Genomic DNA, 18,965 nt, shown 5'->3' with positions numbered 1-18,965 from the left:
TACCCGCGCCTCCTCGGGTCCCGGCGCACGAGACCCCAGGAACCTGCCGAGACCCTCGCGCGCGGCGTGGGGTCTGAGCGGGTTCCTGGGGTCTCGAGGCCGCCCTACCGGGTGAGGACGGCGAAGCCGCCGGGCTTGACCAGCACGAGGCTGCGGCCCTGCACGTCGCGCTGCTGCACGAGGCGGCCCTGCGCGTCGTACGACGACACCGACGACCGGGTGCCGCGCACGCCGACCGACGCCGGCAGCGGCAGCCGCGAGGTCGACGACAGCAGCTCGGTCGTCGTCGGGCGACCGTCGGCCGCCGTCCCGGCGAGCACGAGCCGCTGGACGAGCGGCCGCACGATCAGGCCGTCGACCACGGTCGCGTTCCGGCCGGCGGTCACGGTGATCGTCGTCGCTCCGGCACCGATCGGCACCGGCAGCGTCTGGGGCAGCAACGCCCCGGAGGCGGCGGTCACGCCCTGCGCTCCGGCCTGCGTCGTCAGCGTCCCGAGCGGCACGCGTCCCGCCTTCCAGACCGACGTCGACCGCACTCCCTCGGCGGCGAGCAGCACCGGCTCGACGTGCCGCAACCCGGAGCCCGCGGGCACCGTGATCGTCGCGCTCTGCCCGGGCTCGAGCCGCAGCGCCGAGCCTCCGCCGTACTGCGACTCGCCCGTCCACGCCGAGTCGGGCGTGACGACCGTGCCCGTCGTGGGCGACGCCGTCTCGGCCTCGACCACCGTCAGGCCGTCACGCGACGTGACGCTCGTCAGCCCCTGCGCCTCGGCCGAGACGTCGGGAGCACCGTCGAGGGCGATCATCGACAGCAGGCCGTGGATCGTGCTCTCGGCACCGCTGTTGCGGTTCACCGTGCCGTCGGCCTGTACGCCGTCGAAGGTCACTCCGGTGGCCGGGTCGTACACGGGGGTGCCCGAGCGGTTCGTGCCGAAGTACCAGCTCGCGGCGACGGCCGCGATCCGCTTCAGGCCCGGCGCACCCGCACCGGCGCCGGCCACGGCGAGCGCCGACTGCAGCCTCGAGTCGGCCCCGTAGGCGATCTGCGTCTGGTCGACGGGCGTCGGGTACCAGGCGTTGTCGGGCCCGCTCGCGGTGAGCAGCGTCGTCGTGAACGAGGTCTGGTCGAGCACGGCCGGCTTCAGCAGGTCGGGTCGGGCGAGCGTGGTCGACGCTCGGGCCAGGGCGACGGGCATCTGCGACGACCAGGCGTGCCACATCGCCCGGGACTTCGCCCAGGGCAGCACGGCTCCGTACGGCCAGGTCTGCCCGTCGCCGGACGACATCGCGGCGACCCCCTCGGCGAGCTGCGTCAGCGCGGTGCGCGAGGCCGCGTCACCCGGCACGACGGCCGAGTAGGCGCTCAGCCCGAGCACGGCCTCGGCCGACGCGTCGGCGCCGGAGCCGATCAGCCACGCGGGCACCTTGGCCCCGTCGGCCACGTCGTACTGCCCGTAGCGGGCGAGCGTCTCGCGGTTCAGCGCCGTCACGCCGAGCTGCAGCCGCTGCTGGAGGAACGCGGCGAACTCGGGGTCGTCGTCCGCGAACGCGGCGTACCCCTCGCCGAACGCCCAGATGCTGCGGGCGAGCCAGTAGCTGTTGCCGCTGTCGGACGGGTCGGGCAGCTCGACCGGCACCGGGCTCCGGTTGAAGGTGCCGTCGGGCTGCATCCAGAGGACGACGTTGCCGGCATCCTCACCGGTGGTCGTCTGGAAGTACGCGGTCGCGCGCAGCAACTCGTAGGCCTTGTCCCGGCTCGACTCCGAGCCGGTCTGCTGCCAGTCGCGCAGGTAGACGACGGCCGTCCGCGAGACGTCGTCGCTGTTGTAGGCGCCCTGCCCCCAGTACCCGGTCGCGGGGTCGAGCGGTCCACCGCCCACCCGGGCGAAGGTGCCGCCGTCGCGGGCGTCGGCGTAGGTCCACGGCAGGGTGAGCGTCGGCTCCGTGCTCTGACGGTAGGTCGAGTGGCCGGCCTCGGGCGCGGGCGTCGTCCGGTCGAGCAGGAAGTCCAGATGCGCCAGGTTCGTCAGCGGCGCCACGGCCGGTGCGGCCGCCGGCGCGGTCGGAGCGGCCGACCCGGGCGGCGCGGACGCCGGAGCAGGAGGCGCGGCGGCAGCCGGCAGCGCCCCCGTCACCCCCAGCACGGTCGCCAGGGCCGCGGCGAGCGCTGCGCCCGTCCATCGTGAGTTGCGTGCGATCATCGTCGACCGCCTCCTTCTTGTCGTGGTCTGCTGTCGTCGGGCCGTGCTCGACGTCGATCTCTGGTGGAGCTCAGGCCCGGTCGAGGCGGGCGACGCCGATCTTCGAGTCGGCCATGCCGTAGAACACGTACGGGACGCCGTCGACCTCCTCGATCGCGGTCGGGAACACCACGTTCGGCACGATGCCGTCGCGTTCGTCGGCGGTCTCGGCCTCGAGCAGCGGCACCTCCGACCGGGTGACCACGCGGGACGGGTCGTCGGCGTCGAGGATCATCCCGCCCGCCGCGTAGTTGACGTTCTGCTGCTGGGCGAACGCGTCGTCGATCACGCCCGTGACGCCGTGGTGCAGCAGCAGCCAGCCCTCGTCGACGCGCAGCGGGGGCGGGCCGCCGCCGATCTTCAGCTCCTCGAACGGGAACTCGGGGCCGGCGACGAATCGGTGCTGCCCCCACCGCGCCAACGCCCGCGGGTCGGCGGCGACCGCCTCGACCGGCACGTAGCTGATCCAGATCGAGTGCCGCCCGTCGGTGACGCCGGCCGGCAGCGGGCTGCCCTCGCCCGGAACCGTCGCCCCGATGTGCCACATCGGTCGGTGCAGGACGGCGAAGCTGCGCACGCCGTCCGGCGCGGTGACCGGCGACGGGAAGAACACGTTGTCCTTGTTGTGGAACAGCCCGAGGTCGGTGTCGAGCTCGTCGACGTACTCGAAGGTCGCGGGGCCGAGTCGGCGCCAGTCGCGCAGGTCGTCGCTCACGGCGACGGCGGTGCGCGGCCCGAGCGGCCCGTAGGCGACGTAGGTCATCACGTGCAGCCCGAGCTCCTCGATCCAGGTGACGCGCGGGTCCTCGACGCCGGCGTGGGTCGCGCCGCGTTCCCACCCGCGGTCGGGCGCGAGCACGACGCCCTCGCGGGTCACGCCCACGGGCACGCCGTCCTCGACGACCACCCGGGCCAGGCCGACCCGCGACACGTTGCCCGTGGCCACGAGCCGCGGCAGCAGGTAGAGCTCGCCGTCCGGCCCGCGACCTGAGCCGGGGTTGAGCACCCCTTCGGCCTCGTCGGGCGAGTCGGGGTCGGGGGTCATCACGACGCCCAGGCGGGTCAGTCGGTACGGGAAGTCAGCCATGGGAGGCCCTTTCGAGAGGCGAGAGGCGAGAGGCGACGGAGGCGCGATGCGAGGGGGGATCGCACCGCGCCTCCTGCGGTGGGGGCCGTCGGCACGACGACCCGGTCTGGGGGTGGGGAGCCGAGGAGGCGCGGGGCGCGCCGGTCGCGCACCGCGCCTCCTCGGGTCGGGAGGCGGTCGGTCAGCCCTTCACGCTCGAGCCGACGTCGGTCGAGATGAAGTAGCGCTGGAACACGATGAACAGCAGCACGACCGGAGCGGCCAGCACGACGGCGCCCGCGAGGGTCGCGCCGAACGGGTTCGCCGCGGTCGCCGCCACGTTGCTGATGTAGTTCGCCAGCGACACGGCGAGCGGCTGCATCGACGCCTCCTTGGTGATGAGGAACGGCCAGAGGAACTCGTTCCACGGACCGATGAAGGTCAGCAGCAGGGCCGTGACCAGCGCCGGGCGCACGAGCGGCAACGCGATGTTCCACAGCAGCCGGAATTCGCCGGTGCCGTCGATGCGCGCGGCCTCGAAGAGCTCCTTCGGCAGCTGCAGGAAGTACTGCCGGAAGATGATCACCGCCGTCGAGTTGATCGCGAACGGCAGGATCATGCCCAGGTAGTTGTCGCTCAGCCCGTAGTTGCGCGCGATGAGCACGTACAGCGGGATGATCAGCAGCTGGAAGGGCACCACCTGCACGAGCAGCGCCAGCGCGAAGGTGACCCCGCGACCGCGCCACTGCAGCACGGCCAGCGCGTAGCCGACCAGCACCCCGAACACGAGGGTGCAGGCGAGTACGCCGATCGTGAAGATGCCCGAGTTGAGCAGGCCGCTCAGCAGCCCGATGCGGCTGTCGATCGCGGCGTAGTTCTCGACCGTCAGGTTCGACGGGTGCGGGAACGCCCCGGCCACGGTCGGGTCGGGCTTGGTCTGCAGCGAGCCGATCACCATGTAGTAGAACGGGAAGAGGAACGCCAGGGCGCCGATCGCCAGTACGACGCCGCGCAGCGTGGTCTGGGCCCGGGTCAGAGGCGGCTTCTTCACCACCCGCGGGGTGCGGGCGGGGCTCGCCTCGGGGGTCGAGGCGCGTTCGTCGGCGGTCGTCATCGTTCGTCCTTTCCGCCGGCGAACCGGTTCTGCAGCAGGGCGATGACCAGCACGAGGATCACGAGCACGACGCCGATCGCGGCGGCCTGGTCGGGGTTCCCCTGCTCGATGCCCTTCTGGTACATCAGCAGCACGGGCGAGGTCGACGCACCGTTCGGCCCGCCTCCCCCGGTCAACAGGTACGGCTCGGTGAAGAGGTTCGCCCCCGTGACGGTCGAGACGAGCAGCACGAGCACGGTGGCCGGCCGCACGCCCGGCACGGTGACGGTGAAGAACGACCGGATCGGGCCGGCGCCGTCGCTCGAGGCCGCCTCGTACAGCTCCTTCGGCACGTTCTGCAGCGCCGCGAGGTACAGCAGGATGTAGAACCCGAGCTGCTTCCAGGTGACGAACAGCGCGATCGAGGGCATGGCCCACGCCGAGTTGATCAGCCACGAGGGCGTCGGGGCCAGCGGTCCGAGCACGTTGTTCACGAGACCGTCGCCGTTGAAGAGGAACAGCCAGACCGCGACGACGGCGACGCTCGCCGTCAGGTACGGCACGTAGAACGCCACCCGCAGGAACCCCCGGAAGTGCGCGACCTTGTCGAGCGCCGTGGCGAGCACCATGCTCAGCACGACGGTCAGCGGCACGTTGATCACCAGGAAGACGCCGACGTTGCCGAACGAGCGGATCACCGCCGGGTCGGTGAACGCGGTGACGAAGTTGTCGAGGCCGACGAAGGGCCGCGCGACGACGGCACCGGGCGCCGTGAAGAAGTAGTCGTGGAACGCGATGTAGACCGCGTAGACCAACGGGTACGCGAACACCGCCAGCACGAACACCAGGTAGGGCGCGCTGAACAGCAGGCCGAGCGGGTGCTTGCCGAGCGGGCCGCCCCGCCGACGCCCGCGCGGGTCGTCGTCGCGGCGACGACCCGCCCGGTGCCCGGAGCCGGGACCCCCCGAGGAGGCGCGGTGCGCCTCCTCGGCTCGTCCGGCGGTCGGCGACGCTGCCGCCGCCTCGTGCACGGTAGACACGATCAGCCCTGCGCCGCGAGCTCGTCGATCTTGTCCGCGGCGTCCTTCAGCGACGAGTCGACGTCACCCTTGCCGAAGATCACGCTGCTCGACCACGCGTCGCGGAAGGCCTGCAGTTCGGCGACGGTGTTCGGGCCGGCCGGCACCTCGACGGTCCGGGCCGCCTGGTCGCCGAAGAGCGCGTACGAGGGGTTCGCGTCGAAGTAGTCGGAGTAGGTCGAGGCCAGGTCGGTGCGGATCGGCATCTGGCCCGTGGTCTCGAGCAGGGCGCGGTCCTGGTCGCTGCTGGTGGAGAACTTCAGGAAGTCCCATGCGGTGCCCTGGTTCTCACAGGCCGTGTACATGCCGACGTTCTTCGCGTCGCTGAACGTGTAGGTCTCGTCGGCGCTCGTGCCGTCCTTGGTCGGGACGGGCACGGCACCCCAGTTGACGTCCTCGTAGACCGACACGGCCCACGGCCCGACGATCGACATCGCGGCCTCGCCGTCGGCGAACGAGTCGCCCGTGTACTGCTCCTGGCCGGCCAGCCCCTGCTCGTAGAGCGAGCGCCAGAAGGTCGCGACGTCCTCGCCGGCGGTGTCGGCGAAGGTCGCCTTGCCGTCCTCGACCAGGCCGGTGCCGCCCGTCTCGGCCGCGTAGAGCGGCATGAAGTCGAACTGCGACTGGAAGAACTCGCTCGTCGGCGCCGGGTGGATGGCGTACTTCGAGACGCCGGCGTCGACCAGGGTCTTCGACGTCGCGAGGAAGTCGTCGTAGGTCGACAGGTCGGGGTTCTCGGCGTCGAGGCCGGCCTTCGTGAAGAGGTCCTTGTTGTAGAAGATCATCACCGGGTTCGACTTCCAGGGCAGCTGGTAGTACTTGCCGTCGGCGTCCTGGTACTGCTTCGCCAGGTCGCCGCTGCGCTCCTCGATGTAGCTCGCGCCGTCGTCGAAGCTCGACAGGTCGACCAGGCCGCCCTGCTTCTGGAACTGCCCGACCGCGCTGGGGGCCGTGTTGTAGACGAGGCAGGGGGCGTTGCCGGCCGTGATGGCGGCACCGATGACCTCTTCGCTCGACTTGCCGGCGGGGATCTCCTGACCCTTGACCTGCTCGTCGGGGTGGTCGGCGTTCCAGGCCTCGACCATGGCCTTGCCCCAGGTGACCTCCTGCTCGTTGTTCGAGTACCAGATCGTGATGGGGCCCTTGGCGGTGAGGGCGTCGCTCGAGGCGCCGCCGCCGCCGGAGCAGGCGGTCAGGCCGAGGGCGGCGACCAGGACGGTCGCGCCGAGGGTGGCGCGGCGGGTGAAGCGTGTGCGTCGTTGCACGGTGTTCTCCTTGGGTGGGGTGGTGCTGCGGGTGTGACTAGGGGGTCGTGTGAGGTGCGGGGGTGTGCGGGTCGGCGCGGTAGAAGGAGAGCTCGCGGTGGCCGGCGGGGGCGTCCCAGCCCTGGGCGAAGGTCCAGCGGCCGCCGATCTTCTGCAGGCCGCCCCAGCTGAGGGAGCCGCCGGGCGTCAGGGCGAGTTGGTCGACCGGACGATCGACGTCGTAGAGCGCCTGGCTCGCCGCGAAGACGCCGTCGACGTCGTGGAAGACGTCCAGCACGAGTCGGCCGTCGCCGGTGACGATCGCGGCGGCGACCTCGTGCAGGTGGCCGCCGACGCCCGTCAGGTCGAGGTACGGCACGGGCTCGAAGGTCCAGTGGCGCAGGTCGTCCGAGCGGCCGACGTGCAGCACGCCGTCGAAGCCCTCGCTGACGAACATGAGGTAGTCCCCGTCGTCGCGGCGGCCGTTGCCGTTGCCGTTGCCGCTGCCGCCGAGGCGGACGGCGTTCCCGTGCTCGTCGCGCGGGATCACGGCGCCCTTGGCCCACAGGCGCGTCTGCTCGTGGTCCGCGATCGGCCCGAGCTTCTGCCAGGTCACGAGGTCGTCACTGACGGCGACCAGGATGTCGATGCCGACCGCCTGGACGGGGTACCCGGGGCTCGGGTGCGCGACCCGCGCCTCCTCGGTGATCGGGAAGACGCCGTTGTAGAAGAGCCAGAAACGCCCCTCGGCGCGGTAGACCTTGGGGTCCTCGGTGCCGAGCAGTTCGTCGTCGAGGGTGGGACGGACGACCGGGTTGGCCGGGTCGTCGACCCATGTGGCGCCGGGTGCGGGTTCGCCGTCGGGGGTGAGGGCGAGGGTGGCGTGGCCGATGCGGCTGCCGAGGCTCTCCTTGCGGGGCGAGGCCCGGTAGAAGAGGTGCAGGGTGCCGTCGTGCTCGATCAGGCTGGGGTTGTAGAGCGACTCGCTCGTCCAGCCGAGCCCGTCGGGGTCGGGCCACTGGCCGTCGAGCGTGAAGGTGAACGCCGGGTCGACGGCGAAGGGGCCGACCGCCCAGTCGGGCCGGGCCGGCTCGTAGGCGGCGGGGCTCGAGAAGGTCAGCTGCGAGAGGGCACCGGTCAGCTCGTTGCGGTGGACGAGGGCCTCGTCGAGGACCGTCCGGAGGCGCTCCCGGGTCAGCGGGACGAGGTACGGCTTCGAGGCGGCGCCGGCCGCGTCGGCCGCGCCGGCGTCGGGCGCGGTGTCGGCGGTCGTCGCGTCGGCGGCGCTGCTCGTCGCCTGGGCGCTGGCCGCGTCGGCTGTCGTCGTCATCGGGGCTCCCACGTCGTCGTGTGCGGTCTCGCTCGTCTACCGAAACGTTTCGGTAGATCGAGAAGCTAGCACGGTGACGGCCCGACCGGAACCCCTTGCGGCCTCACCCTCCTGTCGCACCGCCGACTGGACGTCGCACCGCGCACTTCCACGGTGCGACGGTCGGTCGGCGGTGCGATCCCCGCGCCTGGCCCGGGGTCAGCGGGCGGCGGGGCCCGTCGACGCGCGGACCAGCAGCCGGGCGGGCTCGATCTCGGCGTCGGTGACGGTCTCGCCCTCGACCGACGAGAGCAGGAGGCGCGCCGCCTCGGCCCCGATCAGCCGCGGAGCCGTCGTCAGCGTGGTCAGCCCGGGGCGCACGTACGACCCGAGCTCGATGCCGTCGAACCCGGCCACGCTGACGTCGTCGGGGACGCGGACCCCGAGCCGGTCGAGCTCGGTCATGAACCCGATCGCGGCCAGGTCGTTGGCGCAGAAGACGGCGGTGGGGCGGTCGTCGACCGGTGCGTCCGGGCCGAACAGGCGAGCGGCGGCCCGGGCTCCCCCGTCGTAGGTGAAGTCGGCCTCGACGACGGCCCCCGGGTCGCGCCCGGCCGCGACGACGGCGTCCCGCCACGCGGCTCCGCGACGCCGCGAGTGCACGAAGCGGCCGGGCCCGGCGACGTGCGCGAACCGCCGGTGACCGAGCGACACGAGGTGGTCGATGAGCTCGCCGATGCCGGCCGAGTCGTCCTGGCGCACGGCGGGCAGGGGGAAGTCTCCGGCCGGGTTGACCCCGACGGCGGGCAGGTCGAGCTCGCGGACCAGGTCGACCCGCGGGTCGTCCACCGTCAGCTCGTTCAGGACGACGCCGTCGACCCGGCGCCCGGCCGCGAGCCGGCGATAGCGGTCGAGCGGCTCGTCGGCGGCCGACCCCATCTGCAGGATGAGCGCGTACCCGCGGGGGTCGAGCACCGATTCGAGCCCGCCGATGAAGCTGCCGAAGAACGGGTCGGACTCGAGCACGAACGGGTCGCGGTGCACCACGAGCCCGATGGTGAACGCTCGCTTGGCGCTGAGGCTGCGCCCGCGGACGCTCGGCACGAAGCCGAGGTCGTCGGCGGCCTGGCGGATGCGCGCGCGGGTCTGCTCCGAGACGCCGGGGCGACCGTTGAGGGCGCTGCTGACCGAACTGATCGCGACGCCGGCCCGGGCCGCGACCTCGACGATGGTGACCCGCTCTGCCACGCCGCGCCTCCTCGTCCTCGCCGGGGCCGATGCCCGTGTGCGCCCGCCGCGCCCCCACGATGCTACTGACCCGCCGCAGCCGCCACCCTCGCGTGGCCCACCCGGCCCTAGGGTCGGGGCATGCTCATCGTCTCGCTCGTCGCGGCCTCGCTCGCCGCCCTGCTGCACCTCTACATCTTCGTGATGGAGTCCTTCCTCTGGACCACCCCCCGCGTCCGCGCGACCTTCGGCATCACCGACGACGTCCAGGCCGAGCACACGAAGCCGCTCGCCTACAACCAAGGCTTCTACAACCTGTTCCTCGCGATCGTCACGATCGTGGGCGTCGTGCTGATCGCCGCCGGAGGGGCAGGAGGCGCGGGCAGCGCCTTCGAGGCATCCGCCGCGGGCACCGCCCTGCTGGTCGCGGGCACGGGGTCGATGCTGGCCGCCGCGCTCGTCCTGCTGCTCTCGGACCGCACGAAGACGCGCGCTGCCGTCACGCAGGGGTTCTTCCCGCTCGTCGCCCTCGTCACGCTGCTGATCTCGTCGTCCTGACCTGCCCGTCCGGCCCCGTCGGCCGCACTACCCTGGGCGGGTGACCGACGTGACCGACGCCACCCGCGCCTCCTCCGCTCCCGACGCCGCGGCTGCCGACGCCGCTCGGGCCGCTGCCCCCGCCGCCCCGACGACCCACTGGACGCTGACGCTCGTCTGCCAGGACCGGCCCGGCATCGTCCACGCCATCAGCGGCGCCGTCGTGCAGGCCGGCGGCAACATCACCGAGTCGGCGCAGTTCTCGAGCCACGACACCGGCACGTTCTTCATGCGCCTGCAGGTCGAGGCCCCCGGCGAGCGCGACGCGTTCGAGGCGGCACTGGCGCCCGTGCTCGCGCACTACGACGTGCAGGCGAAGCTCGACGTCGTCGGGCGCCCGACCCGCACGCTCGTGTTGGCGAGCAAGGCGGCGCACTGCGTCAACGACCTGCTGTTCCGGCAGCGCGCCGGGCAGCTGCCGATCGAGGTGCCGCTGATCCTGGCGAACCACGACGACCTGTCCGGGCTGGCCGAGTTCTACGGCAAGCGGTTCGAGCACCACCCGGTCACCGACCCCGAGTCGAAGGCGGCCTTCGAGGCCCGCGTGCTGCAGGTCGTCGACCGGTACGACGTCGAGCTCGTCGTGCTCGCCCGCTACATGCAGATCCTCAGCCCCGAGCTCTGCGCGGCGCTCGAGGGGCGGGCGATCAACATCCACCACTCGTTCCTGCCCGGGTTCAAGGGTGCGAACCCGTACCGCCAGGCCCACGCCCGCGGCGTGAAGCTGATCGGCGCGACGGCGCACTTCGTCACGAGCGACCTCGACGAGGGGCCGATCATCGAGCAGAACGTCGTCCGCGTCGACCACACCCGCAGCGCCCCCGAGCTGATGGCGATCGGCCAGGACGAGGAGAGCCGCACCCTGACCCAGGCCGTCCGCTGGTTCGCGGAAGACCGCGTGCTGCTCGACGGCGCCCGCACCATCGTCTTCCGCTAGCCCCGCGCGGGCACACCGGCCGTACGCTGGACGCGTGACTCCGACCGACCCCGTACCCTCCCCCGTCCCGGCCCGCGGCGGCCCGGTCGGCGCGCTCGACGTGGTGCGCTTCGTCACGCTGATCCTCGCCTTCCTGAGCCTCGGGTTCTGGGGCTACCTCGCCTGGCCGTTCCCGTTCCCGTCGCTGGCGTTCATGATCGGCGCGCCCCTGTTCGCGATCGTCGTGTGGGGCCTGTTCCGCTCACCGCGCGCCCCGATCCCGACCGACGCCGTCGGCAAGGCCCTGGTCGAGATCGCGATCATGGGTGCCGTGGTCGCCGCCTGGGCCATGCTCGGCTACCCGGTCGTCGCCCTGGCGTTCGCCGTCCTGGCCGGCGTCACGGGCGTCCTGGCCTTCCGTCGCGAGAACCGCCGGGGGGCCCGCCGGTGACCACCACCCTGTTCTCCGACGCCCGCAAGGTCGACGCGGACGGCGAGGTCGCCGGCTTCTGGATGCTCGTCGACGGCGACGTGATCGTCGCCACCGGCACCACGGTGCCGGGGTCGCGCGCGGCGGCCGAGGTGACGAGCGGGGTCGACGCGACCCGCGCCTCCTCGGCGACGTCGGGTGCACCCGACGGCCCGACCGCAGGAGGCGCGGTCCCACCCCCGGCGGACGTCACGGTCGACCTCGCGGGCGCCACGCTCACCCCGGGGCTGATCGACCTGCACACGCACGGCGGCGGCGGGCACGCCTTCGACGGCGGGCCCGACGACCTCGACGCCGGTCTCGCGCTGCACCGCCGACACGGGACGACGCGCTCGCTGATCAGCCTGGTGGCGAACCCGGTGCCGGTGCTGTCCCGGTCGCTCGGACTGATCGGTGACCTGATGCGGCGTGATCCGCTCGTGCTCGGGGCACACCTCGAGGGGCCGTTCCTGGCTCCCGACCGCCGGGGAGCCCATGCCCCGCACTTCCTGCTCGAACCCGACGCCGCCACGGTCGAGAGCCTGCTCGAGGCCGGCGACGGCATCGTCCGTCAGGTCACCCTCGCCCCCGAGCTGCCCGGCGGGCTCGACGCGATCGACCGGCTCGTCAGCTCGGGCGTCGTCGCCGCCGTCGGGCACACCGAGGCCGACTTCGACCTCGCCCGCGCGGCGTTCGACCGGGGCTCGAGCCTCGTGACCCACGCGTTCAACGCCATGGCCGGCATCCACCACCGCGACCCGGGGCCGCTCGTCGCGGCGGTCGGCGACGAACGCGTGACGATCGAGTTGATCCTCGACGGCGTGCACGTGCACCCGGCCGTGGCGGACCTCGTGCTGCGCTCGGCGCCCCGGCGGGTCGCCCTCATCACCGACGCGATGGCCGCGGCCGGAGCCGCCGACGGCGACTACCGCATCGGCGAACTCGCGGTGACGGTCGAGCACGGCGTCGCCACGCTCACGGGCACGTCGACCATCGCGGGCTCGACCCTCACCCAGGACGCCGCCCTGCGCATCGCGATCCTGCAGACCGGGCTCTCGGCCGTCGACGCCGTCGCGGCACTGACCCTCGTGCCGGCCCACGTGCTCGGCGTCGACGCCGGGGGCAGGCGAGCGGGCACGCCCGCCGCGCAGGCCGGCGTCGCGCGCACGGCGCAGGGCCCGGCGCTGGGCATCGCGCCGGCCGGTGCCGCACGCACGGCGCAGGGTGCGGCGCAGGCCGCCGCGGCCGGGCCGCCGCTCGGCCGGCTGGCCCCCGGGCACGCCGCCGACGCCGTCGCGTGGCACGACGACTGGACGGTCGCCCGGGTCTGGGCCGCCGGCCGCGAACTGCCCGTCGGCTGATCTCCGGCACCGCCCCGCCCAGCCCCGCCCCGCCCCTGACGACACTGCACCGCGATTCGTGCACGACACCGCGACTAGTCGCGGTGCCGTGCACGAAACGCGGTGCAGTGAGTCGGTGCCGTCGGCCGTCGGGCTCGCCGAGCCGCGCCCTACCCCTTCAGGTCGGGGAAGTCCGCGTCGCGCCACTCGGCCGCAGCCCGCTCGCCCGACCGGGCCAGCGCCTCCTCGCGGTCGCGCAGTTCGACGCGGCGGATCTTGCCCGAGATCGTCTTCGGCAGCTCGGCGAACTCGACCCGCCTCACCCGCTCGTAGGCGGGCAGCGAGACCCGGGCGTGCGCCAGCACGGCCCGGGCGGTCTCGGCGTCCGGGGCCCACCCCTCGGCCAGGGTCACGTACGCCTTGACGATGTTCAGCCGGGTGTCGTCGGGGGCCGGCACGACGGCGGACTCGGCGACGGCCGGGTGCTCGATCAGCATGCTCTCGACCTCGAACGGCGAGACCTTGTAGTCCGACGACTTGAAGACGTCGTCGGTGCGGCCGACGAACGTGATCATGCCCTCGGCGTCGCGCACGGCCACGTCGCCGGTGTGGAACAACCCGTCACGCATCGACGACTCGGTGCGGGCGGCGTCGCCGAGGTAGCCGGTCATCAGGTTGACGGGTCGCGTGGTGAGGTCGAGGCAGACCTCGCCCTCGTCGCCGACGACGCCCGTGACGGGGTCGACCAGCACGACCTCGACGCCGGGCAGGGCGCGCCCCATCGAGCCGGCCTTGATCGTGCCGCCCGGCGCGTTCGCGACGATGGCGGTGGTCTCGGTCTGCCCGTACCCGTCGCGGATGTCCAGGCCCCAGCCCTGCTGCACCCGCCCGATCACCTCGGGGTTGAGCGGTTCGCCGGCCGACAGCGCCTCGCGGAGGGCGCTCGGCCGCGATCCCAGCGACGACTGGATCAGCATGCGCCACACGGTCGGCGGCGCACAGAACGAGGTCACCCGGGCCCGCTCGAGCTGGTCCCTGAGCTCGGCCGGCCGGAAGCGTCCGTAGTTGTAGACGAACACGGTGGCCTCGGCGGTCCACGGCGCGAAGAAGCAGCTCCAGGCGTGCTTGCCCCAGCCCGGCGACGAGATCGTCATGTGCACGTCGCCCGGCTGCACGCCGAGCCAGTAGGTCGTGGTCAGGTGCCCGACGGGGTACGAGGCGTGCGAGTGCACGACCATCTTCGGCTTGCTCGTCGTGCCCGACGTGAAGTAGACGAGGCAGGCGTCCTCGGTCGCCGTCTCGACGTCGGGACGAGTCCAGGAGGCGCGGTGCGAGTCCCCGAAGGACGTCCAGCCTGCGGGGGCCTCGTCGCCCTCGGGGACGACGGCGATGCGCGTGACGGCCTCGACCCCCTCCACCCCGGCGAACGCGGGGGCGTCGGACGCGTTGGCGATCACGTGCCGGACGAGCCCCCGGTCGATGCGGTCGGCGAGGTCGGCGCTGCCGAGCACGGTCGACGTCGGCAGGATGACCGCGCCCACCTTCATCACGGCGAGCATGGCCTCCCACAGTTCGACCTGGTTGCCGAGCATCAGCATGACGTGGTCGCCCGTCGCGACGCCGAGGTCGTGCAGCCAGGCGGCGACCTGGTCGCTGCGTCGACGCATGGCGTCGAACGACACCCTCTGCTCGGAGCCGTCCTCCTCGACGATCCACAACGCCGTGCGCTCGTTGTCGCGGGCGATCACGTCGAACCAGTCGGTCGCCCAGTTGAACCGGTCGCCGACGTCCGGCCAGCGGAACTCGTCGCTCGCGCGGTCGAGGTCGTGCCCGAGCCCCAGCAGGTGGTCGCGGGCCGCCCGGTAGGCGACGGTGGCCGGCCCCTCGGCGGGTGCGGATGCGCCGGCTGATGCGTCGGCGGATGCAGCGGGCGTGTCGGCGGGTGCGGGTGCGTCGGACATCCCGCCATCATGCACCCCCACCCATGCCGGGCCCGGCATGCGGGAGGGCCGCTCGCCTAGGGTCGTGACATGACGAACGACGCGACCCGCGCCTCCTCATCCGCAGCCAGGTCCGCCCGCTCGCGGCCCGCCCTCGAGATCGCGGTGACGAGCGCCGCCGGAGCCGTCACGGCGCGCGACGGCGGAGCCGACCGCGTCGAACTGTGCAGCGCCCTCGAGCTCGGGGGCGTCACCCCGTCGCAGGGGTTGGTCGAGGCGACCGTCGCGACGGGCGTGCCCGTGCACGCGCTGGTGCGGTGCCGGCCCGGCGGCTTCGTGTACGACACGGACGAGCTGGACGTGATGGTGCGCGAGATCCGGGCGCTGGTGCGGTCGGGTGTGGCCGGCGTCGTCGTGGGCGCGCTGCGCGAGGACGGCTCGCTCGACGTCGACGCCCTCCGCTGGTTCGTCGAGGCCGCGCTCGATGCCGCCGCCCCGCGCCCGGGCACGACACCCCAGGAACCCGCCGAGACCCCAGCTCGCGCCCTGGGGTCTCGGCGGGTTCCTGGGGTCTCACCGCTCGAGATCACCGTGCACCGGGCCGTGGATCGGGCGTCGGACCCGGTCGTGGCGGTGGCGGCCCTGGTGGGGCTGGGCGTCACGCGCGTGCTGACGTCGGGCGGGGCGTCCACGGCCGGGGCGGGTCTGGCGTCGGGGGTGCTGCCGCGCCTGGTCGAGGTCGCGGGCGACGTGCAGGTGATGGCCGGGGGCGGGGTGCAGCTCGGCGACGTCCCGGCGCTCGTGGCCGCGGGGGTCGATGCCGTGCACCTGTCGGCGAAGCGGGCGCGGGCCGTGCGCGCCTCCTCGTCCCGGTCGGGGACGACCGTGTCGCTCGGCACCGAGGCGTCGACGGACTCGTGGTTCGAGACCGACCCCGAGCTGGTCCGCGCCGCCCGTCACGCCCTCGACCAGGCCTGAGGCCCACCGCGGCGACCGCCCCCGGTCGCAGGGGTGCACAGTGGAGCGATGACATCGACGTCCCTCCTCGTGATCGGCGGCACCGGGCAGATCAGCGCCTCGGTCGTGCGGCAGGCCCTGCGCGACGGCCTGGCCGTGACCGTGCTGAACCGCGGCAGCACCACGATCCGGCCCGTGCCCGCGGGCGTCGAGCAGCTCGTCGCCGACGTCCGGGACGAGGAGGCGCTGGTCGCCGCCCTGGACGGACGTCGCTTCGACTCGGTGGCCGACTTCCTGACCTTCACGCCCGACCAGCTCGCCTCGATGCTGCGGGTGGTGGCGCCGCTGACCGATCAGTACGTGTTCATCGGCTCGGCCTCGGCGTACCAGAAGCCGCCGGTGTCGTTGCCGATCACCGAGGCGACGCCGCTGTTCAACCCGTGGTGGTCGTACTCTCGCGACAAGATCGCCTGCGAGCGCCTGCTGCGCGACGAGCACCTCGCCGGGCGGGTGCAGGCGACGGTCGTGCGCCCCTCGCACACCTACGACGAGACGGCCGTGCCGTTGCTCGGCGGCTGGACCACGATCGAGCGCATGCGACGCGGCGACCCGGTCGTGCTGCACGGCGACGGCACCTCGCTCTGGGCGCTGACGCACTCGGCCGACTTCGCTCGCGCCTTCGTGGGGTTGCTCGGGCACCCCGGCGCCCTGGGCGAGGCGTTCCACATCATGTCGCCCGAGCTGCTCACCTGGAACATGATCGCCCGCGACCTCGCCGACGCCGCGGGGGCGTCGCTGCACGTCGTCCACCGCACGACGCAGGTGCTGACCGACGAGGTGCCCGAGTGGACGGCCGACCTCTGCGGCGACCGCAGCCACCCGGCCGTGTTCGACACGTCGAAGATCCGCGCGTTGGTGCCCGGTTGGGAGGCGCGGGTCCCCTTCGCCGAGGGAGCCCGCCAGATCGTCGCCTGGCACGACGCCGACGCCTCGCGTCGCACGGTCGACCCCTGGGTCGACGACGCCTACGAGCGGCTCGTCGCCCTCTAGGCCGGGCCCCGGTCCGGGCCCGCGGGAGCTTCGGTTCGACGTCGCACCGCCGATGTGGGCGGTGCGACGTTCAGTCGGCGGTGCGACGCAGCGCAGGCGCGGGCGTAGGGGCACCAGCAGCCGCAGCCGCCTCCGATCCGGCCCGCACCGCACTCTCGGCGACGGGCAGAGTCAGCCGGAAGACCGCGCCGGGTCGGCCGACCCCGGGCGGCTCGCAGACCAGGTCGCCGCCGTGGGCGCGCGCCAGGCCGCGGGCGATGGGCAGCCCCAGGCCCGCGCCTCCGTCCCCGGACCGTCGGGCCTCGTCGAGCCGCACCAGCCGGTCGAACACCCGCTCGCGATCGGCGTCGGGCACGCCCGGGCCGTCGTCGGACACGAGCACGGCGACCTCGTCGGCCCTCGACGCGTCGAGCCAGAGCGTCACCTGACCCGTGCCCCCCGTCGCCCGGGCGGCGTTGTCGACCAGGTTGCCGACGATCTGCGAGACGCGCCCCGCGTCGGCCGCGACCACGACGGGCCCGTCGGGCAGCACGACGCGCAGGTCGAGCGACGGCCGTCGTAGCCGCTGACGCTCGACGTCGGCGAGCATCGACGCCCCGAGGTCGACGGGGGCGACGTCGAGCGAGATCCCCTGGTCGACGCGGGCCATCAGCAGCATGTCGTCGATCAACCGGGAGGCGCGTTCGGCCTCGCGCACCACGTGCGTCGCCAGCCGCTCGCGTTCGTCGGCCGTGCCGGGCGACCGCACGAGGGTGTCGGCCGCGGCGCGCATGCCGGCGACGGGGGTGCGCAGTTCGTGGGCGGCGTCGGACACGAACGCCCGCACCCGCGTCTCGGCGTCGAGTGCGGCCCGCTCGGCCCCCTCGACGCCGTCGAGCATCTCGTCGAAGGCGACGGCGACCCGGCCGATCTCGGTGTCGCGTCGGGCCGGCCGCAGGCGTCGGCCCCGGTCGCCGTGAGCGATCGACCGGGCGACGCCGGTCATCCGGTCGAGCGGCCGCAGGGTGGCCCGCACGACGAGGGCGAGGCCGATCGCCGCGATCAGCAGGAACGCCGCGGAGGCGCCGATCATCACCCAGCGCAGCTGCACCAGGGTCTCGCCCACCGACCGCGAGTCCGTGGTCAGCGTGATCGTCGACCCGTCGCTGAGCTGCGAGACGAGCGTGGTCACCTCGTCGTCGCTCCGCACCTCGGACGAGGTGACCGTGACCGCGTCGGACGAGGAGGCGCTGCCCACGTCCCCGGAGTCGGTGCCGGTCGAGCCCGTGTCCGAGCCGGTCCCGCCGGTGTCGGTGCCCTCCTGGGCGTCGGTGCCCGCGCCTCCTGGTCCGTCGTCGAGGCCCGAGGCCGGGCCGCCGCGACCGGGGCCGCCCTCGCCGAGCGAGGGCGGACCGTCGCGCAGCTGGTCGGGGCTCGGGCCGGCGACGATGGCGTCGCCGTTCGCGTCGCGGATGACGACCGAGAGCCCCTGGGCCGAGAGCCGGTCGGCGAGTTCGTCGCCGTCGACCGTGCCGACCAGGGCGGCAGCGGCCGCGGCGCGGTCGGACAGCCGGTCGACGACCTGGGCGCGGAGCCGCTGGCCGAGCGTGAGCTCGACCGTCACGGCGAGCGCCGCCAGCAGGACGGCCAGCAGCAGGAGCACGGCGACGACCGTGCGGGCGCGCAACGAACCGGTGCGCAGCCCGGGGGCGGCGGTGTCGGGGGCCGACGCCGCGCCTCCTCGGGGGTGGTGTCCCGTCGAGAGCGCGGCGGCACGGCGGGGGCGCGTCACGCGCTCATCCGGTAGCCGAGGCCGCGGACGGTGTGGATGAGGCGGGGGCCGCGGGTCTCCATCTTGCGGCGCAGGGCGCTGAGGTGCACCTCGACGAGGTTGGGGTCGTAGTCGTCGTAGCCCCAGACCTGGGTGAGGATCTGGGTCTTCGAGACGGTGCGTCCGCGGCTCTCGGCGAGGAAGCCGAGCAGGCGGAACTCGGTCGCCGTGAGGTCGAGCGGTTCGCCGCCGCGCGTGATGCGGGCCGCCTCGGGGTCGACGACGAGGTCGCCGATCTCGATCACCGAGGGGATGCGGCCGCGGCGTCGGAGCACGGCCGTGACCCGGGCGATCAGTTCGGCGACGGCGAACGGCTTGACCACGTAGTCGTCGACGCCCTCGGCGAAGCCGCGCAGTCGGTCGTCGACCTCGTCGCGGGCGGTCAGCATGACGACGGCGGCGTCGGACGAAGTGCGGATGGTGCTCGCCAGGCGGATGCCGCTCGCCCCGGGCAGCATCCAGTCGAGCACGACGAGGTCGGGCACGAAAGCCTTCAACTGCTCGGGCAGGTCTGCGCCGTCGGCCAGACCGTGCACGGCGAAGCCCTCGGCGCCGAGCGCGGTGACGACGGCGGTGCGGATGGTCTCGTCGTCGTCGATCACGAGGACGCGGGCGGGGCTGAGCATCC

16 protein-coding genes are annotated in these 18,965 nt (G+C 73.4%); 6 read left to right on the top strand and 10 right to left on the bottom strand.

The annotated features are described in order from the left end of the window. Nucleotides 1-104: 104 nt before the first annotated feature. From IFT88_RS03355 to IFT88_RS03325, 7 genes are all read right to left on the bottom strand, one after another. Entirely contained in the window at nucleotides 105-2,201 is a 2,097-nt protein-coding gene (locus tag IFT88_RS03355; protein WP_192118877.1) for a hypothetical protein, read from the bottom strand. Between the two features lie 70 nt (nucleotides 2,202-2,271). After that, a complete protein-coding gene (locus IFT88_RS03350; protein WP_192118875.1) occupies nucleotides 2,272-3,327 on the bottom strand; it encodes a glycoside hydrolase family 130 protein in 1,056 nt (351 codons plus the stop codon). A gap of 181 nt (nucleotides 3,328-3,508) precedes the next feature. Then, nucleotides 3,509-4,420, bottom strand: a complete 912-nt coding sequence (locus tag IFT88_RS03345; protein WP_192118873.1) for an ABC transporter permease subunit — start codon at nucleotides 4,418-4,420, stop codon at nucleotides 3,509-3,511. Next, complete coding sequence (locus IFT88_RS03340) at nucleotides 4,417-5,430, bottom strand: carbohydrate ABC transporter permease (protein ID WP_056229575.1); 1,014 nt, start codon at nucleotides 5,428-5,430, stop codon at nucleotides 4,417-4,419. The genes IFT88_RS03345 and IFT88_RS03340 overlap by 4 nt, the downstream gene beginning before the upstream one ends. A gap of 11 nt (nucleotides 5,431-5,441) precedes the next feature. Next, a complete protein-coding gene (locus tag IFT88_RS03335) occupies nucleotides 5,442-6,743 on the bottom strand; it encodes an ABC transporter substrate-binding protein (RefSeq protein ID WP_369794350.1) in 1,302 nt (433 codons plus the stop codon). Nucleotides 6,744-6,780: 37 nt separating this feature from the next. Continuing rightward, nucleotides 6,781-8,052, bottom strand: a complete 1,272-nt coding sequence (locus IFT88_RS03330; protein WP_192118871.1) for a hypothetical protein — start codon at nucleotides 8,050-8,052, stop codon at nucleotides 6,781-6,783. Between the two features lie 198 nt (nucleotides 8,053-8,250). After that, on the bottom strand, nucleotides 8,251-9,279 hold the full coding sequence (locus IFT88_RS03325) for a substrate-binding domain-containing protein (protein WP_192118870.1): 1,029 nt from the start codon (nucleotides 9,277-9,279) through the stop codon (nucleotides 8,251-8,253). A gap of 120 nt (nucleotides 9,280-9,399) precedes the next feature. On the opposite strand from IFT88_RS03325, the gene IFT88_RS03320 reads away from it, so the two are divergent. The 4 genes from IFT88_RS03320 (at nucleotide 9,400) to IFT88_RS03305 (ending at nucleotide 12,601) form a co-directional block, all read left to right on the top strand. Further along, nucleotides 9,400-9,816, top strand: a complete 417-nt coding sequence (locus IFT88_RS03320; RefSeq protein WP_043596585.1) for a DUF1304 domain-containing protein — start codon at nucleotides 9,400-9,402, stop codon at nucleotides 9,814-9,816. Between the two features lie 145 nt (nucleotides 9,817-9,961). Beyond that, nucleotides 9,962-10,792 (top strand): formyltetrahydrofolate deformylase, encoded by an 831-nt coding sequence (gene purU, locus IFT88_RS03315; RefSeq protein WP_055977478.1) that lies wholly within the window; start codon nucleotides 9,962-9,964, stop codon nucleotides 10,790-10,792. 34 nt (nucleotides 10,793-10,826) lie between these two features. After that, nucleotides 10,827-11,222 carry a DUF2568 domain-containing protein gene (locus tag IFT88_RS03310; protein ID WP_192118868.1) on the top strand — a complete coding sequence of 132 codons (396 nt, stop codon included), beginning with the start codon at nucleotides 10,827-10,829 and terminating at the stop codon, nucleotides 11,220-11,222. Continuing rightward, on the top strand, nucleotides 11,219-12,601 hold the full coding sequence (locus IFT88_RS03305; protein ID WP_342212060.1) for an N-acetylglucosamine-6-phosphate deacetylase: 1,383 nt from the start codon (nucleotides 11,219-11,221) through the stop codon (nucleotides 12,599-12,601). The genes IFT88_RS03310 and IFT88_RS03305 overlap by 4 nt, the downstream gene beginning before the upstream one ends. Before the next feature lie 149 nt (nucleotides 12,602-12,750). Here the strand turns inward: IFT88_RS03305 and IFT88_RS03300 are convergent, their stop codons facing one another. Next, nucleotides 12,751-14,541, bottom strand: coding sequence for an AMP-binding protein (locus tag IFT88_RS03300; protein WP_192118866.1), 1,791 nt, complete (start codon nucleotides 14,539-14,541; stop codon nucleotides 12,751-12,753). Between the two features lie 69 nt (nucleotides 14,542-14,610). Here IFT88_RS03300 and IFT88_RS03295 point away from each other — a divergent pair, with 69 nt between their 5' ends. After that, a complete protein-coding gene (locus IFT88_RS03295) occupies nucleotides 14,611-15,498 on the top strand; it encodes a copper homeostasis protein CutC (RefSeq protein ID WP_192118864.1) in 888 nt (295 codons plus the stop codon). Between the two features lie 48 nt (nucleotides 15,499-15,546). Next, entirely contained in the window at nucleotides 15,547-16,527 is a 981-nt protein-coding gene (locus IFT88_RS03290; RefSeq protein ID WP_043593424.1) for an NAD-dependent epimerase/dehydratase family protein, read from the top strand. A 70-nt stretch (nucleotides 16,528-16,597) separates the two neighbouring features. Here the strand turns inward: IFT88_RS03290 and IFT88_RS03285 are convergent, their stop codons facing one another. Beyond that, complete coding sequence (locus IFT88_RS03285; RefSeq protein ID WP_192118862.1) at nucleotides 16,598-18,298, bottom strand: ATP-binding protein; 1,701 nt, start codon at nucleotides 18,296-18,298, stop codon at nucleotides 16,598-16,600. Continuing rightward, nucleotides 18,295-18,963, bottom strand: coding sequence for a response regulator transcription factor (locus IFT88_RS03280; RefSeq protein ID WP_043593422.1), 669 nt, complete (start codon nucleotides 18,961-18,963; stop codon nucleotides 18,295-18,297). Before IFT88_RS03280 ends, IFT88_RS03285 begins: the two co-directional genes overlap by 4 nt. Nucleotides 18,964-18,965 lie beyond the last annotated feature (2 nt).

It is taken from the genome of Frigoribacterium sp. CFBP 8751 (assembly GCF_014841545.1).
Classification (GTDB): Bacteria; Actinomycetota; Actinomycetes; order Actinomycetales; family Microbacteriaceae; genus Frigoribacterium.
Note: the sequence above shows the minus strand (reverse complement) of the source record. Positions and strands in the feature narration are given on the sequence as shown.

Bases quoted from the DNA above. Each gene is read 5' to 3' on its own strand.
- IFT88_RS03350 (WP_192118875.1), bottom strand. From the start codon at position 3,327: ATGGCTGACTTCCCGTACCGACTGACCCGCCTGGGCGTCGTGATGACC.
- IFT88_RS03345 (WP_192118873.1), bottom strand. From the start codon at position 4,420: ATGACGACCGCCGACGAACGCGCCTCGACCCCCGAGGCGAGCCCCGCC.
- IFT88_RS03300 (WP_192118866.1), bottom strand. From the start codon at position 14,541: ATGTCCGACGCACCCGCACCCGCCGACACGCCCGCTGCATCCGCCGAC.
- IFT88_RS03320 (WP_043596585.1), top strand. From the start codon at position 9,400: ATGCTCATCGTCTCGCTCGTCGCGGCCTCGCTCGCCGCCCTGCTGCAC.
- IFT88_RS03295 (WP_192118864.1), top strand. From the start codon at position 14,611: ATGACGAACGACGCGACCCGCGCCTCCTCATCCGCAGCCAGGTCCGCC.
- IFT88_RS03330 (WP_192118871.1), bottom strand. From the start codon at position 8,052: ATGACGACGACAGCCGACGCGGCCAGCGCCCAGGCGACGAGCAGCGCC.
- IFT88_RS03290 (WP_043593424.1), top strand. From the start codon at position 15,547: ATGACATCGACGTCCCTCCTCGTGATCGGCGGCACCGGGCAGATCAGC.
- IFT88_RS03280 (WP_043593422.1), bottom strand. From the start codon at position 18,963: ATGCTCAGCCCCGCCCGCGTCCTCGTGATCGACGACGACGAGACCATC.
- IFT88_RS03355 (WP_192118877.1), bottom strand. From the start codon at position 2,201: ATGATCGCACGCAACTCACGATGGACGGGCGCAGCGCTCGCCGCGGCC.